The organism is Melghirimyces algeriensis (assembly GCF_900182565.1).
GTDB classification, from domain to species: domain Bacteria; phylum Bacillota; class Bacilli; order Thermoactinomycetales; family DSM-45169; genus Melghirimyces; species Melghirimyces algeriensis.
Genome location: NZ_FXTI01000012.1, coordinates 72,886 through 88,723 on the forward strand (window position 1 = coordinate 72,886; position 15,838 = coordinate 88,723).

Sequence of the window (15,838 nt, forward strand, 5' to 3'; positions counted from 1 at the left end):
TTACACCTTGTCTGCTAGGATCGAGATCGCATTTAATGCGGCTACTGTAACGGTACTTCCACCTTTCCTGCCGACATTTGTAATGAACGGAACATCCAGCTTTGCCAACTCTTCTTTGGACTCGGCAGCCGACACAAATCCAACAGGCAGTCCGATCACAAGTCCCGGCTTTGCTTTCCCTTCCTTGACAAGACGAATTAATTCAAGCAATGCGGTTGGTGCATTGCCGATGGCAAAAATACCGCCGTCCGCTTCTTTGATCGCCTTTCTCATGGAAACAATCGCTCTTGTGGTATCCAAGCGCTTCGCTTCCTCCATCACGTCCGGATCGGAAATATATACATGAACGCTCCCGCCATACTTTTCAATCCGCGGTTTGCTGATACCCACTTGCACCATTTGCACATCGGCTACAACTTTTTTTTCACTGCGGATAGCATGGATCCCGGCTTGTATCGCATCGGGATGAAAAACGAGAGATCGCCCCAGATCAAAGTCGGCAGAGGCATGGATCACCCGTTGCACCACGGGATATTGTTCATCGGAGAATGAATGTTCACCGATCTCTTCATCAATGATTTCAAAGCTTCTTCCCTCAATTTTTTGTGGTTGAACGGTATAAGGTTTGAATTTCGTACCAAAATCCATATTTTTTCCTCTCCGTTTTTTAAGATTTTTGTGCTTTACTGGCACGATGACCGCTGGGAAGTATCGATTTTAAATGAGCGATGACATCTGAAAAGTTGGAATAGACCGTCCGATAATGAACCTTTGGACGTTTAATCATCACCGTTTCGATCCCCAGCTCGATCGCAGCTTCCACCTTTTCGTCCACGGAACCCACTTTCCCACTCTCTTTTGTAACCATTAACGTGACCCCATATTGCCGATATAACGCCTTGTTAAATTCTTTTGTAAACGGCCCTTGTACTGCAACAATATTTTTTTGCGGTAAACCCAGCCGTTCACATTTTTCCATATTATCTTTTCGTGGCAACATACGGGCAATGACACGTGTATCCGGCAAATGGAGAAGCTTTTCCGTAAATATTTGCAGGGTTTTACTGCCGGTTGTCAACATAATGACGCCTTTTTTCTCAGCCGCTTGTATGGCAGCTTCCTCATAACTGTTGACCATCACCATATGTTGCTTTTCAAAGGTTTGCGATTCCCGTTCGTAGCGTATGTATGGTACATCGGCGATATCGGCCCCTTGAATCGTATTTTTGCTCGCTTCCTCCGCAAATGGATGACTGGCATCCACCACGGCCTCAGCTCCATACTTTTCTATCATTTTTGCAATCTCTTCGCCTGACAGACGGCCCACATGTACATTTAAACCCTGCTTTTTCAGTTCGTTCGCCGCATTTTCTGTAACAACAGTCGCTAACAGATCGAAGCCAGCCTTTTTGATTTCAAGTGCCAATGCCCTTGCATCGCTTGTACCGGCCAAAAATAGAATCATTATACGTTTTGCACCTCATCCCGGTCAGAATGATGATGGTCGTGATGATGATGATGGTGATGATGGTCTATATGCTCCATGGCTTCTATTCGGTAATGACATGTATCACAATTCATTTTGACCTCCCCTTGAAGGCCTTCATCGATTCGATCCTTTAAAATGTTTTGTAACCTGGCATGAAAACCAAAATACTTCGCCAGCTTAAATTCGCATTCAGGATATTTCTGTTCAAACTCACTCATCATGCTTTCAAGGCGTTTGATCAAGATTCCGGTAAATAAAAAGTAAGGCAATATGATCACCTTCTTCGCACCGAGCTTGATACAGCGATCCACCCCTTCACGAATCAGAGGGTCGGTGACACCTATAAATGCGGGTTCCACAATCCGGTAGTTCAGTTTTTCCCATAACAGGCGGGTGATTTTGTACAAATCACTGTTGGCATCCGGATCACTTCCCCCGCGTCCCATTAAGATCACAGCCGTTTCTGTATCCGGTTCATCCACATTTTCCCCGATTTCTTCCAATCGGCTTTTACAAATCTCCAATGCTTCCTCATGAATGCCGATCGGTCTTCCATACGTAAACGTAACATCTGGATACTCTTCTTTCGATTGATCGATCGCTGCCGGGATATGAATTTTTGAATGACCGGCAGGCAACAGCATGATGGGAATGACAATGATATGATCGGCCCCCTTTTGGATACAGGTGGCAATCCCTTCATTCACTGTCGGAGATTCAAATTCCAGAAAGCACGTCTCCACCAATAGCGTTGGATCCAATTTTGGTTTTAAAAGATCAATACATTGTCGTACCTGGTTATTCCCCTCAGGATCCCGGCTTCCGTGTCCCACCATCAATACAGCTTTCATATCATCTGCCTCCCATACATTCATTTCTTTCAATCAGTCCCCACATGGGGCCGGTTCGATCTTGATGTTTGGTGTCATATCTTTATGTTTAAAACCTTGCACCTCTTGTACGCGCTTGAAAAACTTATAGAACCTTTCGTTCGGATGCGCTTTTTCCTTGTATTCATGAACAATATTTTCAACAACGTTCACGATGTTGTCCGGTTCGATCCCTTCCGCAACAGGTTGTCCGGAATGTGCGTTGCGACCGGCCGTTTTCGCCCCTAAAAACAGGTCGAATTTCCCTTTTCGAAACACAATGCCAATATCCTCTTTCACCGCACCGTAGCATGCCATTCCGCACCCATTGAAACCTATTTTCAATTTTTTGGGAAGCTCCATGCCCCCCAATTTTTCTTCAAGCTCTTCCGCGTAAGGAATTGAATCCTTTTTCTCTCCGTGACAAAAGTCACACGCTTTTACCTTCAGTACATCCCCAATGGGAGACAATAAAAAGCCGACATTTTTGAGTTTTTCAGTGATTTGATCCGGATTCGACGTGGGAATTTGCAACCTGATTTGATGATCCGTTGTGTACTCCATTGTTCCCTTTTCTCCAACCACTTTGGCCAGGGTGATCATCTGCTCAGGGGTAAACGTTTTGTTCCAAACACCTGGGCTCACCGCCAGTTCAAAAATGGATTCAACCGGATGGTTTACAGGTGTTGGTGCATCACCGAATGTTTCCTGTTGGGTTCCATCCAGCGTCTGAATGGCTTCCATCGCCACGGCAAGAGATGAATCCGGCTTGCTTTTCGATTCAGGCCGTCCTTGGTGTAGTGCCCACGGCTCATTTTCATACTTTAATCGTTCATGCGGCTTCAACCGTTGCTCTGTTTTATCCAATGTATACTTGCGTTGGTATCCTCTTGGCGTAATCATCTTGTTGTCATAAAAAAAGGTCGTTGAATTTCCAATGATGACCGTGGTTAACATGCCAATCTCGTGATCCAACATCTCGCGCAAATTTGTCAACACCACGCGTTCCCTTTCCCGATAAGCACTTTTGACCAATCCAACCGGTGTATCCGGAGAACGATACTGCATCAATATTTTTTGTGCTTCTACGATTTGTCTGGTTCTGCGCCCGCTTTTCGGATTGTACAGTGCAATGACAAAATCCGCTTGAGCCGCGGCATCGATCCGTTTGGCGATGAAATCCCAAGGCGTCAAATGATCACTTAAACTGATGGTACACGCATCATGCATCACAGGAGCTCCCAACAATGAGGCACAAGAATTGATTGCGGAAATCCCTGGGATCACTTCCACTCCGACACCGGTTTCTTCCGTCCATCCCTTTTCCACAAGCACCTCGTATATAAGTCCTGCCATTCCATAAACACCGGCATCGCCGCTTGAAATCACAGCCACTTTTTTCCCTTCTTCCGCCAACCGAACCGCTGCCTGTGCACGGCTTACCTCCTCCGACATCCCCGTGCTGATGACTTCCTGATGGGTAATCAAATCTTGAATCAATTCCACATATGTTTTGTAACCGATGATACAATCGCTTTCTTCAATCGCTTCTTTGGCCCGTTTGGTAATGTGCTCAAAGCTTCCTGGACCAAACCCGATGATGAGTAACGTTCCCTCCATTCTTATATGCCTCCTTTCACTATTTCTGCGAGCATCGACAAACCGAGTACAATACTGAAGATTCCCGTCGCTGAACCAAGGATGATGTAAAGACGCTCTTTAAACTTTGCCTTGATAAACCCCCAGGAGAGCAAAAAGGTTATCAAAACAGTGGATACAAGCAAACCAAGAACAAACAGAATAAGCTGTATAGTTGCCGCAGTGATATTATCAAGCCCGGCAACGTTGGTAATAATCGCGATTTGTGAAGGACTTTCCACACCGATCCCGTGAATCATACCGACGATAAAAGCACCAATCGTCCCAAATACCATGGGCGAATGGGTTGCTCCTTCTTTTCGCGTATTCTTCACCCGTTTTAAAATAAATTCAGATACAATCTTTAATCGACTCTTCAATTGATAGTCTTTTCTGTTCTGAAACAGGGAGCGCAGTATGATCGCACCTAAAACCAGTAATGTTAGACTAACGCAAAATTCCAAAAAATTTTGAACAAACGCTGGTAACTTGATCCCGATAAAAATGGTGATCAATCCAACGATAAAAACAATGATGCCATGTCCAAACGCATACATCATTCCCAATGAAACCTGTTTTTTTCTTTGATTTTCACTCCCTACCATGTCTGCGATCGCAGCAACATGATCTGCGTCCATTCCATGTCTCATTCCCAGAAGGATCACCAAAATCACTAAAGTCAGTAATTCCACTTCACTTCCTCCTTTTACCGTGTGTACAACAAAAAGCACCCCTACATCCATAGAGGTGCAGAAAAATGCATAGATATCCTCAATTGCATTTCATCCAACACTTCTACCCATGGCCCGTAGGTCTGAAGATACAAGTGAGGCAGGTCTCCTGACTTAGGTTCATCGTTTCATAGGCGTCTTCCCGAATTCACTTCAGTGACATGTTGCCATGAAACTCCCCATTACAGTGGCGGGCACCGTGACGGATTTACACCGTACTTCCCTTTTAAGCGTTCGCGGCATTTTGAACGCACCTTACTTGCTGATCATATGAATTTGTACAATCAACGTTTAATGAAACATCAAATACACGTCTACATGTCGATTTTTGATTGAATAATTTGTGTGATGCAACATCTCAAATGCAATGACTAAGGATTACAAATAACAGGAAATATTTAATCCATTAAAAAACATCTGAAATAAATGGACATGAAAATCCTCAAATGCTGTAAAACGAAAGGGGTTACACGTTTTCTCCGCCCAATCCAAGACAGCGCTTACATGATTGATAGTAAAACAATTCCCATTAAATTCCCCTGTGATTCCAATGCTTTGTAAGTCCAAACACTTTTAAATTCCGATGAATCTATCTTCTTTAATTATTAAATCATATATAAAAACTTATTGCAAGAAAAATCCAGCTGTACTTCATAAGCTACTGTTCCTTATATTTCGACATCCATTCCCAAAACACCTCTATTCGAAGTACAAGGTGTCGAGAAATGGCATCAATATGAATGTCACAGCCAAAGCAAGCCCGTTAATCTTTTTAACTTTAGCCCCCCATTGCCACTCCTCTTTAGCGTTTGGTCTAAACAGGAACGGCGGTAAGGGTTACACCTCCTACCGCCGGATCGATGCCACAGATGAGCAACCTTAGCGTGAATCTACCCGCAAACCTTTGCCGAGGGGTGGGTCTATTTCTGCAATCGATAGATAGCTGGTTGGAGACCTTTCAAACTTAATCGCATGAACTCACGGCATTGAATGGAACATTGATTTGCGGCACGGGAAAGCAAAGACCCATCTTCCGTCAGTAGAATCGATATGCCGTTTGGTTTAAGCACTCTGAACATTTCTTGAACCATTTCACCGTACAGATCTTCCAACTCCGATCGGTTTCCAATTTGACGACCAAACGGCAAATTGCATACAATTTTGTCTACATAACCGCTTTCCAATGGTAAGCGCCTAGCATCCCATCGCTGAACAACATGGTGGGATGTCTTCTTTAGATTGACTCTAGCACATCCAATCGCTTCTGCTGAAAGGTCCCCTCCCCTGATTTCAGAATACGGGTAGGCCAACCGTTCGGTGAGGATGGTGCCGGATCCACAGCAAGGATCAACAAAAATGTCCGTATCCTTCGGAGAAGAACACCAGACAAGTGCATGAGCGATCGTAGGTCGAAGCGCAGCCTGAGTGAAGGCACGATTTCTGCTGCGAAATCGAAAGGTTGAATCGGTCAATCGTAAAGAAAAAATAGCTTCTTCCCCATCAAGATCCAGCCGAAATTCCATCGTATGGTTTTGTGCTGTTCCTCTGGTCCATTTGGGATAACGTCTAGCAATACCTCGCATAGCGGCTTCTGCAGCCTCAAACCGATTGTATGTCTGCTTTCCTTTCCGGCTGGCATTGACAACATAGCCTCCTCTTGGTCGGGCTATCGATTCTGCAAATGATAAATCGAACGTTGAGATTTGTTTTTCTAATCGCGGTAGATGACATTTTTGTGGGCCTACGGAAAACCTGCCGATAAGTCGGTACAGATTATCAGCGGTTCTTAATTTCAAAAGGGATTGCCAAGGAAGATCAGATGTTAAAAATACTTTTCCCCGCATTGTCAATTGTAATTGAACGTTAGGTAATTTGGCATTCATTTCATCGATTAAAACCCATTCCAATCCAGGAAGGACCGTAGCCATATATTGGTGATTCATGTTGGTTTCCTCCGTTTCCATTCGGAAACCGGTTTTAAAACACAGAAAACCGCAAATGAACAAAGTTCATTCACGGTTTTTTATCCAAAATAAAGGCTACTGAATGATAAGGATAACAACAAAATGGTGATCCCATCAAAATATAAAAACCTTCATTTTAGAAGCAACCGGTTGACCGTTTATGTTCATAACAGACAGACACAGACAAGAAGGCACGAGAAAATAAACCGAGTAAAAAACCGGTTTTCCCATAAATACCTTTCATTTGCGTATCAACCTATTCAGTTCAATATCACTGAATCGTCTGTTAAAAATACGGCCATTTTCATCACAGTCGGTTACCTCCATTTATTTCGTGTAGTTTTAACTTATAGCATCTTTTTCTTCATTTCAAGGGTTGCCATCTAATCTTTAACAATCCTTTTCCCCTCCGGTGAGGTTCCAATCCAACCACTTTGAAACAGGCGAAAATACCTTGTTTCACTGTCAATCCCTTGAGCAAGACGAAAGGCTTCTTCTGTCCTCCGTTTATTTTGTATTTTTTCGTAGAAGAACAGCTGGGTAAAGATGGTGGCCGCGTTTCCGTCTATGGCTTCTTCCGGAGCGATATAGGCCTTACATCCCACATCCAGAAACGCCTGAGCCAACTCGGAGTCACCCGTTTCACACCCTGTGGACAGCACTATCTTCCCTTCCAGCGAAGCAAACTGTCGAATTTCTTCGGGTCCGATATTCCCCCTGGGTTCTCCTTCTTCATAGACGTCTTCCCCCAGTTCTGGCAGCAAAAAGGTGCCTTCCTCTCCATGAAAGGAAAGTACCAATGTGTCAAATTCGGGATACAAGCCTTCCCCTGTCAATGCGGAGAGAAATGCATTCGGTCGGCCGATCCACTTGGTCATCACTTCAGCACCAAACTCTTCCAGCGTGTAACGGATGGCATGCGCTTCATTCCCTGTATCCCCAACGATTAAGGCCACTTTCATCCTCATTCTCCTCAATAGGTCAATAGAGATTGCTTCAGGTATATAGTTGCAAATCCCAAACTGTTCAGGCTCCATCCCTTTGCTATTTGACCAATTCCTTCCACCGCAGGACAGGAATTCATAATCCTTGATACCCCTTAATCTCAATGTTTCATTATCTAAACATCCCCTGTCTAAAACAAAGCATAATAGGATGTTCGAAAAATAAATCGCTTTAATGATGTATCTTCTCAATTATGAAATCAGATGTTTATAGATTCTTTATTGTCCAATCTCCAATTTAAAAGCACTTAAACCGTAATTGAAAGCAGTATTATAAACTAGACCACTAAAGACTATCGACTTTCTCTACCAAGTAAAAAATTAAAATTCTAGGTTCATTTGCTCTGCTTTTCTTTCTTGTTTTTCTTTCTGGTCTTGATTATCATCCTTTTTCCGAAAATCATCGTCTAACCAAAAACCATTATCCCTTCTCAGCTTTCGTACTTTATTCGGGAATAATATATTTTTTTCTTCATAAATTTTTGCAAGAAGCACCTTATCCTTTTCTGGGTGTGTAATCCGTTCCTCTATAATGTCACAATTTCCTAATTCAAATCCAATCCATTTTCTTTTTAACAACTCACTCACAACAAAAGTGGTTCCACTTCCCCCAAAAGGATCTAAAACTGTATCCCCTTCGTTTGTTGCCATAGAAATAATGCGATCTAGAAGTTTTAACGGAAGTTCATTAAACTTCCTCGTTTTAGCGTTACCATGTCTTACTGGGTAAATATCAGACCACACATCCGAAATATTGACCCCTTTAGGGTTCATTTTATTTTTATAACCACCGTAATCTCTGAGCTCTCCACCACAATGCCTACAAGTTTGTAATGGGATACGCTGTGCATGATATGTTTTAGGTTTTTCACCTTTCACATAATACAAGAGACTATAATGTGCGGGGTATAATCTATTTCGAATGGGAAGGCTGAATTTCATATCCACGGCTATCCAATTCCAGAAGTTTAGCTTTTCGTTTAAGTAATTAGCAAGATATGTATGCCACTTAGGAATGTTATAGATAAATAATGATCCTCCAGGTTTCAAAACTCTTACACATTCATCCAGCCATTTAATACACCATGAAACATATTCGCTGTAGGTTCTTTTATCTTTAACACCATTATCATATTCTTTGTCAAGGTTAAACGGCGGGTCAGCAAATAAACAGTCAACAGAACGATTTGGAATCATTTGAAACAACTCAAGGCAATCTCCTTTATAGAGGGTACCTAAATTTGTAGAAAAGTACGGTTGAAATTGTCGACTTTTCTTATTCACTGCGTCTTGACCGTTATTCTTAAGCAATTCAACTATCTTATTTGCATTATCCAACCATGCCTTCGTATATCCATCTGGAATTCTTCCAAGAGATATTTGTAATTCTGCTACAGATGACATATCTAAATATTCAAGCACCGCATTTAACAAATGATTGTCATCAGGAATCATTCCATGATTTTGCATTGATACCAGCTTAGCTTTATTTATACCCTTTGAACGAAAAAACGAATATAACTCATCAGGTGTTTGTTTTCTTTGTCCAGCTTTATAGAGGAGCAGATCATAAACATTGAAAAACCTCAATTTTATTAACACCTCATCAAAACGTAACTTATAGTCTGTAGACTTATAGTCTAACTCCACTTTATCATTTATATTACCCGCGAGTCAATTACTTTACCTACAAACACTAGGATTTAGGTGATATTTTGTGAATCATCTACGAACATTATTTGGTCAAAAAGTACGTGAGATCAGACTTTCCAAAGAAATATCACAGGAAGAACTTGCCTTCTTATGTGGGTTACACAGGACTTACATTTCAGATATTGAAAGAGGTACACGAAATATTTCGTTAGATAATATTCAAAAAATTTCATCTGCATTAAAGGTTCCCCCACAAAAGCTATTTGATTTCAGTACCTTTCAAAAATAAGAAGGAGAGAATTACTTTTTGAAAATTGAAAAGTACTACATGACCCGCTTATCTAGTAAGTTCATTCGTGAAGATACACTTTATAGACAAGCGTATGATGAAATCATACATTCTATTTGTTCTTCCGTTTGGCCAAGATCATCAAAAATTTTACCTTAAATAATTCTAAGAAAAATCTTAATGGTGTTGTACCCATTAAAGACCAATGCTATAAGGAGCTTGAAATTACATATGACTGGTATAGAGAAAAGCCGTTAAATATACTTACACAGAAGAAAAAAGGGGGGCCGATAGACGTTTATAAAGAGTTTAAAGGTGATGGTAGAGTTGTACGCGTAGGACTTGAATTTGAAACTGGTAACATATCTTCTGCACATCGATCCATGAACAAATTGCTATTAGGAATGAATCACCAAGAGCTTGAACTAGGGGTCATTTTAATGCCTGTTTATGCTTTGTCATACTACCTCACAGATCGTGTATCTAATTATGAGGAACTGGAGCCTTACTTTGAATTGGCTGAATACACTCCTTTTATTTTTATCGGTTTCAATGCAAATCAGTTTGATCCTTCCGTTGAAGCCATTCCAAAGGGAAAAGATGGTATGTCAAAGCGATCCATAAAAAAAATGGACGGAAAAATAATCATTAAACCCCCTCACTCCTTTCACCACGGAGACAATTAAAGAAACTGTAAACACCCAATGATTATCTAAAAAGTGAGAACATCCAATAACTTAAAATCCTACCAAAAAGCCGATCCTCCCTCAATATAGGAAGAACCGGCTATTTGAATGCGGCAGATTATTCTTTTGCCAAATTTACCTCTTCGTTTGATTGAAAACGAACTGTTTCATTTCTTCGATCGGAACCGCTCCATTGATTTTGTCGATTCGGGTACCATTGTTGAACAGAATGGTCGTTGGAATGCTCATAATGGCAAATAGACTGGGAATATGGCGTTCTTCATCTACATTGACTTTAAGGACCCTCACTTCATCGCCGTATTCTCGATCAAATGCTTCAAGTACGGTTCCAAAATAACGGCAGGGCCCGCACCAAGGTGCCCAAAAATTGACTAACGTAAGGCCTTCGCTTTTCAAATCCGTTTGAAAGGTCGTATCTGTCGTATGGCAAATGGTCATGTTTCTTCCTCCCATTCATCACAATCCATTTCATAACCTTACCCCGCCCTGCCGATGGTGGACCAACGGATCTTTCATCACCCCCTTATGCCTAAACTCGGATGATGTTAACCCCACATCTGACAACTGCACAACAGAACCTCATCGATTTCCCTCTTACTACAGGGATATTAAAGACCATTTATATCCACGAATAATCCAAAAAATATCGCACACATTGCAACCGAATCGGCTACATTTCATCTTTTTTGAAATCTTCCTCCGTCAAATCCTTATTGACACCCATAGCGGTTCGGCTTCCATCAGCCACGGCAAATACCACCTGGGAAGGTGAGAGGTATGAAGCATCACCAGCGGAATAGACGCCAGGGATCGAGGTTCTTCCCGATTCATCCGTTTTAACCCCGCCCGTCTCCGTCTTTTCACAGCCCAAACGTTCCGCAAACGGTGTACTTTGCACAAATTTGGGAGTCACGAAACCGCCGGTCCTTGGAATGTGAGTCCCGTCCACAAAACGGATATGCTCAAGCTGCCCATCATGGCCCACAAAAGATGCAATCGGTTGCTCCATCACTCTGATTCCTTTTGATTGAAGCCGCTTTTTTTGCTCATCCGACAGGGATGCCTGACCATTCGTGCAAACCAGCAAATCCTTACTCCAATTGAGGAGCAGTTTGGCCGTATGAAAAAGCGTCGGATATTCGGAAACAGCGACAAGCGGTTGATCCCTTAGTTCCCAGCCGTCACAATAGGGGCAATTAAACAAGCTTTTCCCATATAGCGGGTCAAAGCCTTCAATCTTGGGAAATACCTCCTTGACCCCCGTTGCCAAAATGATTTTTCGCGCTTGAACACGAGGACCTGACGGATCATGTACCTCAAATCCGGATTCGATCTTGTTAACCGAAGTCACCTCGGTTTGCAGATGATCCACAGACGGATAACGTCGCACCTCCTCATAAGCAACGCGGCGGAACTTGGTCGGTGTTACACCGTCTCTCGTAATAAATCCGTGAGAGGCGTGCGTAACGGCATTTCTGGGTCGATTGTTGTCGATCAAAGCTACCCTTCGCCTGGCCCTGCCAAGTACAAGAGCCGCATTTAACCCAGCGGGACCGCCACCAATAATAGCGCAATCGTATATCATAACGACATCTCCTTTTAAATAGATATTAAGGACTCATTATATCTATAATTAGGCTAAAAAAATGCTTTAAAGCGTTAGTGAAAACGAAAAGCATCTCTTTCTTACACGTTCGCTCCCTTTTGGAGCAAGTCTACCAACTTCGCTTTCCGAAGATGCGACTCCATTTTCTTTTCCGCTTCCTTCATGACCGCTTGAATCGAACATTCATCGCCGTGGACAAAATTACATTCAAACAAGGAGGCGGTCCCTTCAATGGCGTGAATAATATCCAAAAAGGTAATGTCATCTTTATTACGGGACAACCGATAACCTCCGTTGGCACCGGAAATTGATTCAATCATCCCTGCTTTCACGAGCCTGGTCAATATTTTGGAAAGATATGTTGGTGAAACGCCTTGGGATTCCGCCAACTTCTGAACGCTTACCGGCTTAGCCGGAGAAGCGGAAACAAGCATGAGCATGGTGTGCAAAGCATAATTGGTCGCTTTCGTAAACCTCATGGAAACACCTCATTCAAAGACTTTACATATCCATAATATCTTCAAAGGACTGTTATGTCAAGTTTACCTTTTCATCAAAACTCTGCCCGTTAGTCATCATCAACCACATTTTCAGTATGATAACTGAACGGTTCCAAACCTCTGATAATGAGAGTTTAGTTAGTCTGGGAGTATAGTGGTAATAGTAGCACTCATTTAAAGCATTTCCAAAGTCCCTATAGTGAGTATCCATAAAGAAAAAATATATTTGAGCGTTAAAGAAGCTGTCCATTTTGTAGAATGTTCTAAACAAATTCGCTATAATAATATTTCGACAACAATAAAGAGAGGATGATACCCATAGGTCGGGACCGATTTGAAGTAAGCCATGTGCAAGGGAAACTGGATATCATTCGGATTATTAAGGACACAGAAACAGGAGTCCAGTATCTGCAAACTATCACCGGAGGCGGCGTAGGTTTGACATTACTGGTTGACGAAGATGGGAAACCATTGAAAGATAAGTGAAACAGACTTATTCCTGATTTCTTAAGACTTGCGAGCGGGAATTCTCCCCAATGAAATGAGGGAGAATTCCCGCTCTCATTTCCTACAATGATTCCGGTTTCAGAAGCCGTCTGGTTTTCTTGATCTGATCGATGTATTTTTGGGCTGTGTCCGATGAGAGGTATCGATCGGTTTCTCCTTTTACAGGGTAGGTATCGCTGTCCCCCTTCTCTGGTACGTTCAGTCTGCGGGTTTCCATCAGGGAAACGTTGTCGCGAACCATTACACTCACCAAGTATTCTCCGGGCTTCAGGTCAACGGATAGATGCGATGTGTTCTCCTGAACATGCAACACGTTCCGACGGGGATCAGCGATCACAATGAGGCTGTTCTCTCCGTTGGTGTTGATATATGTTTTTTGATCTTTTCCGTCCCGTGTGGCACCCAAACGAATGTCTGGAATGGAAAAAGCATAACTTTCCATCAGCTCTGTCGGTTGACCATCCACCCTTCCTTTAAAATGAGTAATTATATAATATTCCTGGGCAGGCTGGTCGGCTGGGGTGATTCTGGGGGATTCCATCGGAATCACTGCTGAACCCTCATCGGAACGGACGGTCTCTGGATTCTCCCCCTGTCCGAAGTATAACTCAAACGTCCATGTCCCTTCCGCCTTTCCCTCCGGTTGCAACTGGGATTGAACATTCACTCCGGTGATCTGACCACTCTGCGGATTCACTTGAAAATTATGTTCAGTTTTTATTTGGTGAAGGCCAGGACCCACCGGAGCAGGGGAAGAGGTGGCCTTTGAAGGAATGGCGAGTATACATGAACAAAGTATGAGAATAAATGCATTGCGCAGTTTCACTGATCTCCCCCCTTTTTCTTCTTGACTTTAATGTCACCAGTAACTTTCTCGTCGACGATTCGTCCATTCTCTGTTCCCAGGAATGAAATACCCAGTTTATAGTGTCCCAGCTCTTTCACTGGAAGCTCCACCGTCATTTTCTTTTTGGAAAAGGTGTGACGCACTTCTTTCGCCTGCTCCTTTCCCTGAAGAAAAATGATCCATGTTCCTTCTACCGGTTGATCTGTTTTCATCCAGGCAGTAACCTTAACTCTGGACGTTCCTTCCGAATCTTTAATTAAAACTGGACGATAGCGGAGACGGGGAAGAGTAGCTCTGGTGTTGTTGGGATTGTCATACTCCACTTGAATGGAATCTTGTGCTTTACAGTTCTCGTATGCCGTATGTGCTCGGATCTCCCACGGAACACCGTCGATCATTCCCTCTACCTTTGCTTCTACACGGGAATTCCCTTCCAAACTGATGGTATGTCGAAGGACAGTGGTAAGGCTGGATTTCCTTGTAAACTCTGATGCTCCCTCGTCATCAGGAGGCGGATTCAGGGGATTCGTGGTGACAGACCAATAGCCACGGGCTTCCTTTGCATGAGTCAATGCTACTGTCAGGGTCTTCGAGTCACAATCCATTCGAAGATTCATCCCAGGAACGGTCACCCGGTCTTCAGTGGTCAGATCCACCGACTTCCCGTCCACTTTTCCTTGAAAACGGACCCGAATCTCAAAGGCCTTCCCAGGTTTCAACATACCCTTCGGCAGGGAATGGGCATACGAAGCCAAAGGCCCATGAGCGGAAAAACCCCGGATCGGTCCTTTTGCGATTTCCTCTTTCTTAAAGATTCGCTTATCTCCATTGACCTCGAATGTCCAATCCCCGGTTGCTTTCTCCCCATGAACCAGGAGAGCGTTCATTTGAAGTGTTGAATCGTTCTTTAAACCAAAGGAAGGCTGAAGGGCCAGTTTATAATCACCTCTGGAAACCTCACCCCATGAATCTGTCTTCCCCGCCGTCGGAGAACTTCCTTCCGGTTTCTTTGCCATCCACCAAACGGTGGCAATGGTACCCAGGATTACCACAGCGATCCCCATCTGGATAAAATGATTGCGTTTAATATTCTTCCACCTCCAAGTAAAGGGTCCATTCCATACAAAACAAAATCCTTTAAAGTATACATTATCATTTGAGTTCTGTGACTATTAAACCTTATTCTAGTGAACCTCTCGTCATTGAAATGGCGAGCTTCACGATTCATTGAGCCGACTTTTGCCGTACTCTCCGCAAATGCCAGTTCCTGGCGGAGTTGGGTGTTAAGAGGCTTTGCATGATCTACATGAAATCACGCTTCTCTCCTTCGGAGTGTTATGATAACTTGTGAAAAAATGAAATCGGTAGGTAGGTGGTTAGAGATGGGAGTATTTTTGCGGGAAATCAAATTCGTAGAGAGCAGACTGAAAAAGACGCAACGGACAGAATATCCGTTTTGCATTCCTGCCATACAAACATTGAATCAATTAACCTTTGAGACTCCGGTTACTTTTTTTGTAGGTGAAAATGGATCGGGTAAATCTACTATTTTGGAAGCAATCGCTGATCAATGCGGATTCAATACAGCCAGCGGTTCTAGGGATCATCTTTATATCTTTGCGAGCGAGAAAACCCCTAGCTTTAGCTATGGGGATGAGAGCGAGCGTCAGGCGAGGGAGGGGTGTTTTTTACCCCTCTCGCAAGCCTGACCCTCTTTTCTCTCTTTTTTTGCACCTGTTTAATTAGATATATTGAATCTATATAATATTCGTTGTAAAATTAGCAATAGGTGATGAATTTGAGAACGGTTCAAAGTAATCGAAATGTCGTGTACGACTGCAAGTTTTTGTCCCAAGTATCGACGAAAAGTGCTGGTTTCGCCTGTAAATGATCGGCTGAAAGAGCTGTTCGCAGAAAAAGCAAGAGAGCTGGAAGTTACGATTTCCAGTATGGAAATCATGCCCGATCATGTGCATTTACTCATACAATGTGATCCGCAGTTTGGGATACACAGGGCAGTTAAACATCTCAAAG

17 protein-coding genes, 1 pseudogene and 1 riboswitch are annotated in these 15,838 nt (G+C 42.9%); of the genes and pseudogenes, 5 read left to right on the plus strand and 13 right to left on the minus strand.

The window, feature by feature from the left end; all coding sequences use genetic code 11:
* The 8 genes from FN782_RS14710 to FN782_RS14745 all read right to left on the minus strand — a co-directional run bounded on the left by FN782_RS14710 (position 1) and on the right by FN782_RS14745 (position 9,285).
* Positions 1-648 carry a precorrin-8X methylmutase gene (locus FN782_RS14710; RefSeq protein WP_142506556.1) on the minus strand — a complete coding sequence of 216 codons (648 nt, stop codon included), beginning with the start codon at positions 646-648 and terminating at the stop codon, positions 1-3.
* Between the two features lie 19 nt (positions 649-667).
* On the minus strand, positions 668-1,465 hold the full coding sequence (cobK, locus tag FN782_RS14715) for a precorrin-6A reductase (protein ID WP_142506557.1): 798 nt from the start codon (positions 1,463-1,465) through the stop codon (positions 668-670).
* Positions 1,465-2,340: a sirohydrochlorin chelatase gene (locus FN782_RS14720; RefSeq protein ID WP_142506558.1), complete on the minus strand. Its 876-nt coding sequence runs from the start codon at positions 2,338-2,340 to the stop codon at positions 1,465-1,467. Before FN782_RS14720 ends, cobK begins: the two co-directional genes overlap by 1 nt.
* 33 nt (positions 2,341-2,373) lie before the next feature.
* Positions 2,374-3,978, minus strand: coding sequence for a precorrin-3B C(17)-methyltransferase (gene cobJ / locus FN782_RS14725; RefSeq protein ID WP_142506559.1), 1,605 nt, complete (start codon positions 3,976-3,978; stop codon positions 2,374-2,376).
* A 2-nt stretch (positions 3,979-3,980) separates the two neighbouring features.
* Positions 3,981-4,688, minus strand: coding sequence for a HoxN/HupN/NixA family nickel/cobalt transporter (locus tag FN782_RS14730; protein ID WP_246064976.1), 708 nt, complete (start codon positions 4,686-4,688; stop codon positions 3,981-3,983).
* Between the two features lie 121 nt (positions 4,689-4,809).
* Positions 4,810-5,000: riboswitch (cobalamin riboswitch) on the minus strand.
* Positions 5,001-5,647: 647 nt separating this feature from the next.
* Positions 5,648-6,670, minus strand: a complete 1,023-nt coding sequence (locus FN782_RS14735) for a methyltransferase domain-containing protein (protein ID WP_185956345.1) — start codon at positions 6,668-6,670, stop codon at positions 5,648-5,650.
* A 404-nt stretch (positions 6,671-7,074) separates the two neighbouring features.
* Positions 7,075-7,653 (minus strand): delta-aminolevulinic acid dehydratase, encoded by a 579-nt coding sequence (locus FN782_RS14740; RefSeq protein ID WP_342778405.1) that lies wholly within the window; start codon positions 7,651-7,653, stop codon positions 7,075-7,077.
* A 363-nt stretch (positions 7,654-8,016) separates the two neighbouring features.
* Positions 8,017-9,285, minus strand: a complete 1,269-nt coding sequence (locus tag FN782_RS14745) for a DNA-methyltransferase (protein WP_142506577.1) — start codon at positions 9,283-9,285, stop codon at positions 8,017-8,019.
* Between the two features lie 127 nt (positions 9,286-9,412).
* Here FN782_RS14745 and FN782_RS14750 point away from each other — a divergent pair, with 127 nt between their 5' ends.
* Positions 9,413-9,637: a helix-turn-helix domain-containing protein gene (locus tag FN782_RS14750; RefSeq protein ID WP_142506562.1), complete on the plus strand. Its 225-nt coding sequence runs from the start codon at positions 9,413-9,415 to the stop codon at positions 9,635-9,637.
* Between the two features lie 128 nt (positions 9,638-9,765).
* Positions 9,766-10,323 (plus strand): PDDEXK family nuclease, encoded by a 558-nt coding sequence (locus tag FN782_RS14755; RefSeq protein WP_246064977.1) that lies wholly within the window; start codon positions 9,766-9,768, stop codon positions 10,321-10,323.
* Positions 10,324-10,458: 135 nt separating this feature from the next.
* Here FN782_RS14755 and FN782_RS14760 read toward each other — a convergent pair whose 3' ends face one another.
* From FN782_RS14760 to FN782_RS14770, 3 genes are all read right to left on the minus strand, one after another.
* Positions 10,459-10,782 carry a thioredoxin family protein gene (locus tag FN782_RS14760; RefSeq protein ID WP_142506563.1) on the minus strand — a complete coding sequence of 108 codons (324 nt, stop codon included), beginning with the start codon at positions 10,780-10,782 and terminating at the stop codon, positions 10,459-10,461.
* 232 nt (positions 10,783-11,014) lie between these two features.
* Positions 11,015-11,929: an NAD(P)/FAD-dependent oxidoreductase gene (locus FN782_RS14765; RefSeq protein ID WP_142506564.1), complete on the minus strand. Its 915-nt coding sequence runs from the start codon at positions 11,927-11,929 to the stop codon at positions 11,015-11,017.
* Positions 11,930-12,030: 101 nt separating this feature from the next.
* Positions 12,031-12,429 carry an Rrf2 family transcriptional regulator gene (locus tag FN782_RS14770; RefSeq protein ID WP_142506565.1) on the minus strand — a complete coding sequence of 133 codons (399 nt, stop codon included), beginning with the start codon at positions 12,427-12,429 and terminating at the stop codon, positions 12,031-12,033.
* Positions 12,430-12,759: 330 nt separating this feature from the next.
* On the opposite strand from FN782_RS14770, the gene FN782_RS16970 reads away from it, so the two are divergent.
* Positions 12,760-12,936 carry a DUF6440 family protein gene (locus FN782_RS16970; RefSeq protein ID WP_185956346.1) on the plus strand — a complete coding sequence of 59 codons (177 nt, stop codon included), beginning with the start codon at positions 12,760-12,762 and terminating at the stop codon, positions 12,934-12,936.
* An 82-nt stretch (positions 12,937-13,018) separates the two neighbouring features.
* Here FN782_RS16970 and FN782_RS14775 read toward each other — a convergent pair whose 3' ends face one another.
* Complete coding sequence (locus FN782_RS14775) at positions 13,019-13,783, minus strand: hypothetical protein (protein ID WP_142506566.1); 765 nt, start codon at positions 13,781-13,783, stop codon at positions 13,019-13,021.
* Positions 13,780-14,856, minus strand: a complete 1,077-nt coding sequence (locus FN782_RS14780) for a hypothetical protein (protein ID WP_185956347.1) — start codon at positions 14,854-14,856, stop codon at positions 13,780-13,782. Before FN782_RS14780 ends, FN782_RS14775 begins: the two co-directional genes overlap by 4 nt.
* Positions 14,857-15,186: 330 nt before the next feature.
* Between FN782_RS14780 and FN782_RS14785 the strand changes: the two genes are divergently transcribed.
* Both FN782_RS14785 and tnpA read left to right on the plus strand, forming a co-directional pair.
* A complete protein-coding gene (locus tag FN782_RS14785) occupies positions 15,187-15,513 on the plus strand; it encodes an AAA family ATPase (RefSeq protein ID WP_142506568.1) in 327 nt (108 codons plus the stop codon).
* An 83-nt stretch (positions 15,514-15,596) separates the two neighbouring features.
* Positions 15,597-15,838: pseudogene (tnpA, locus tag FN782_RS14790) on the plus strand (IS200/IS605 family transposase); the annotation flags it as partial.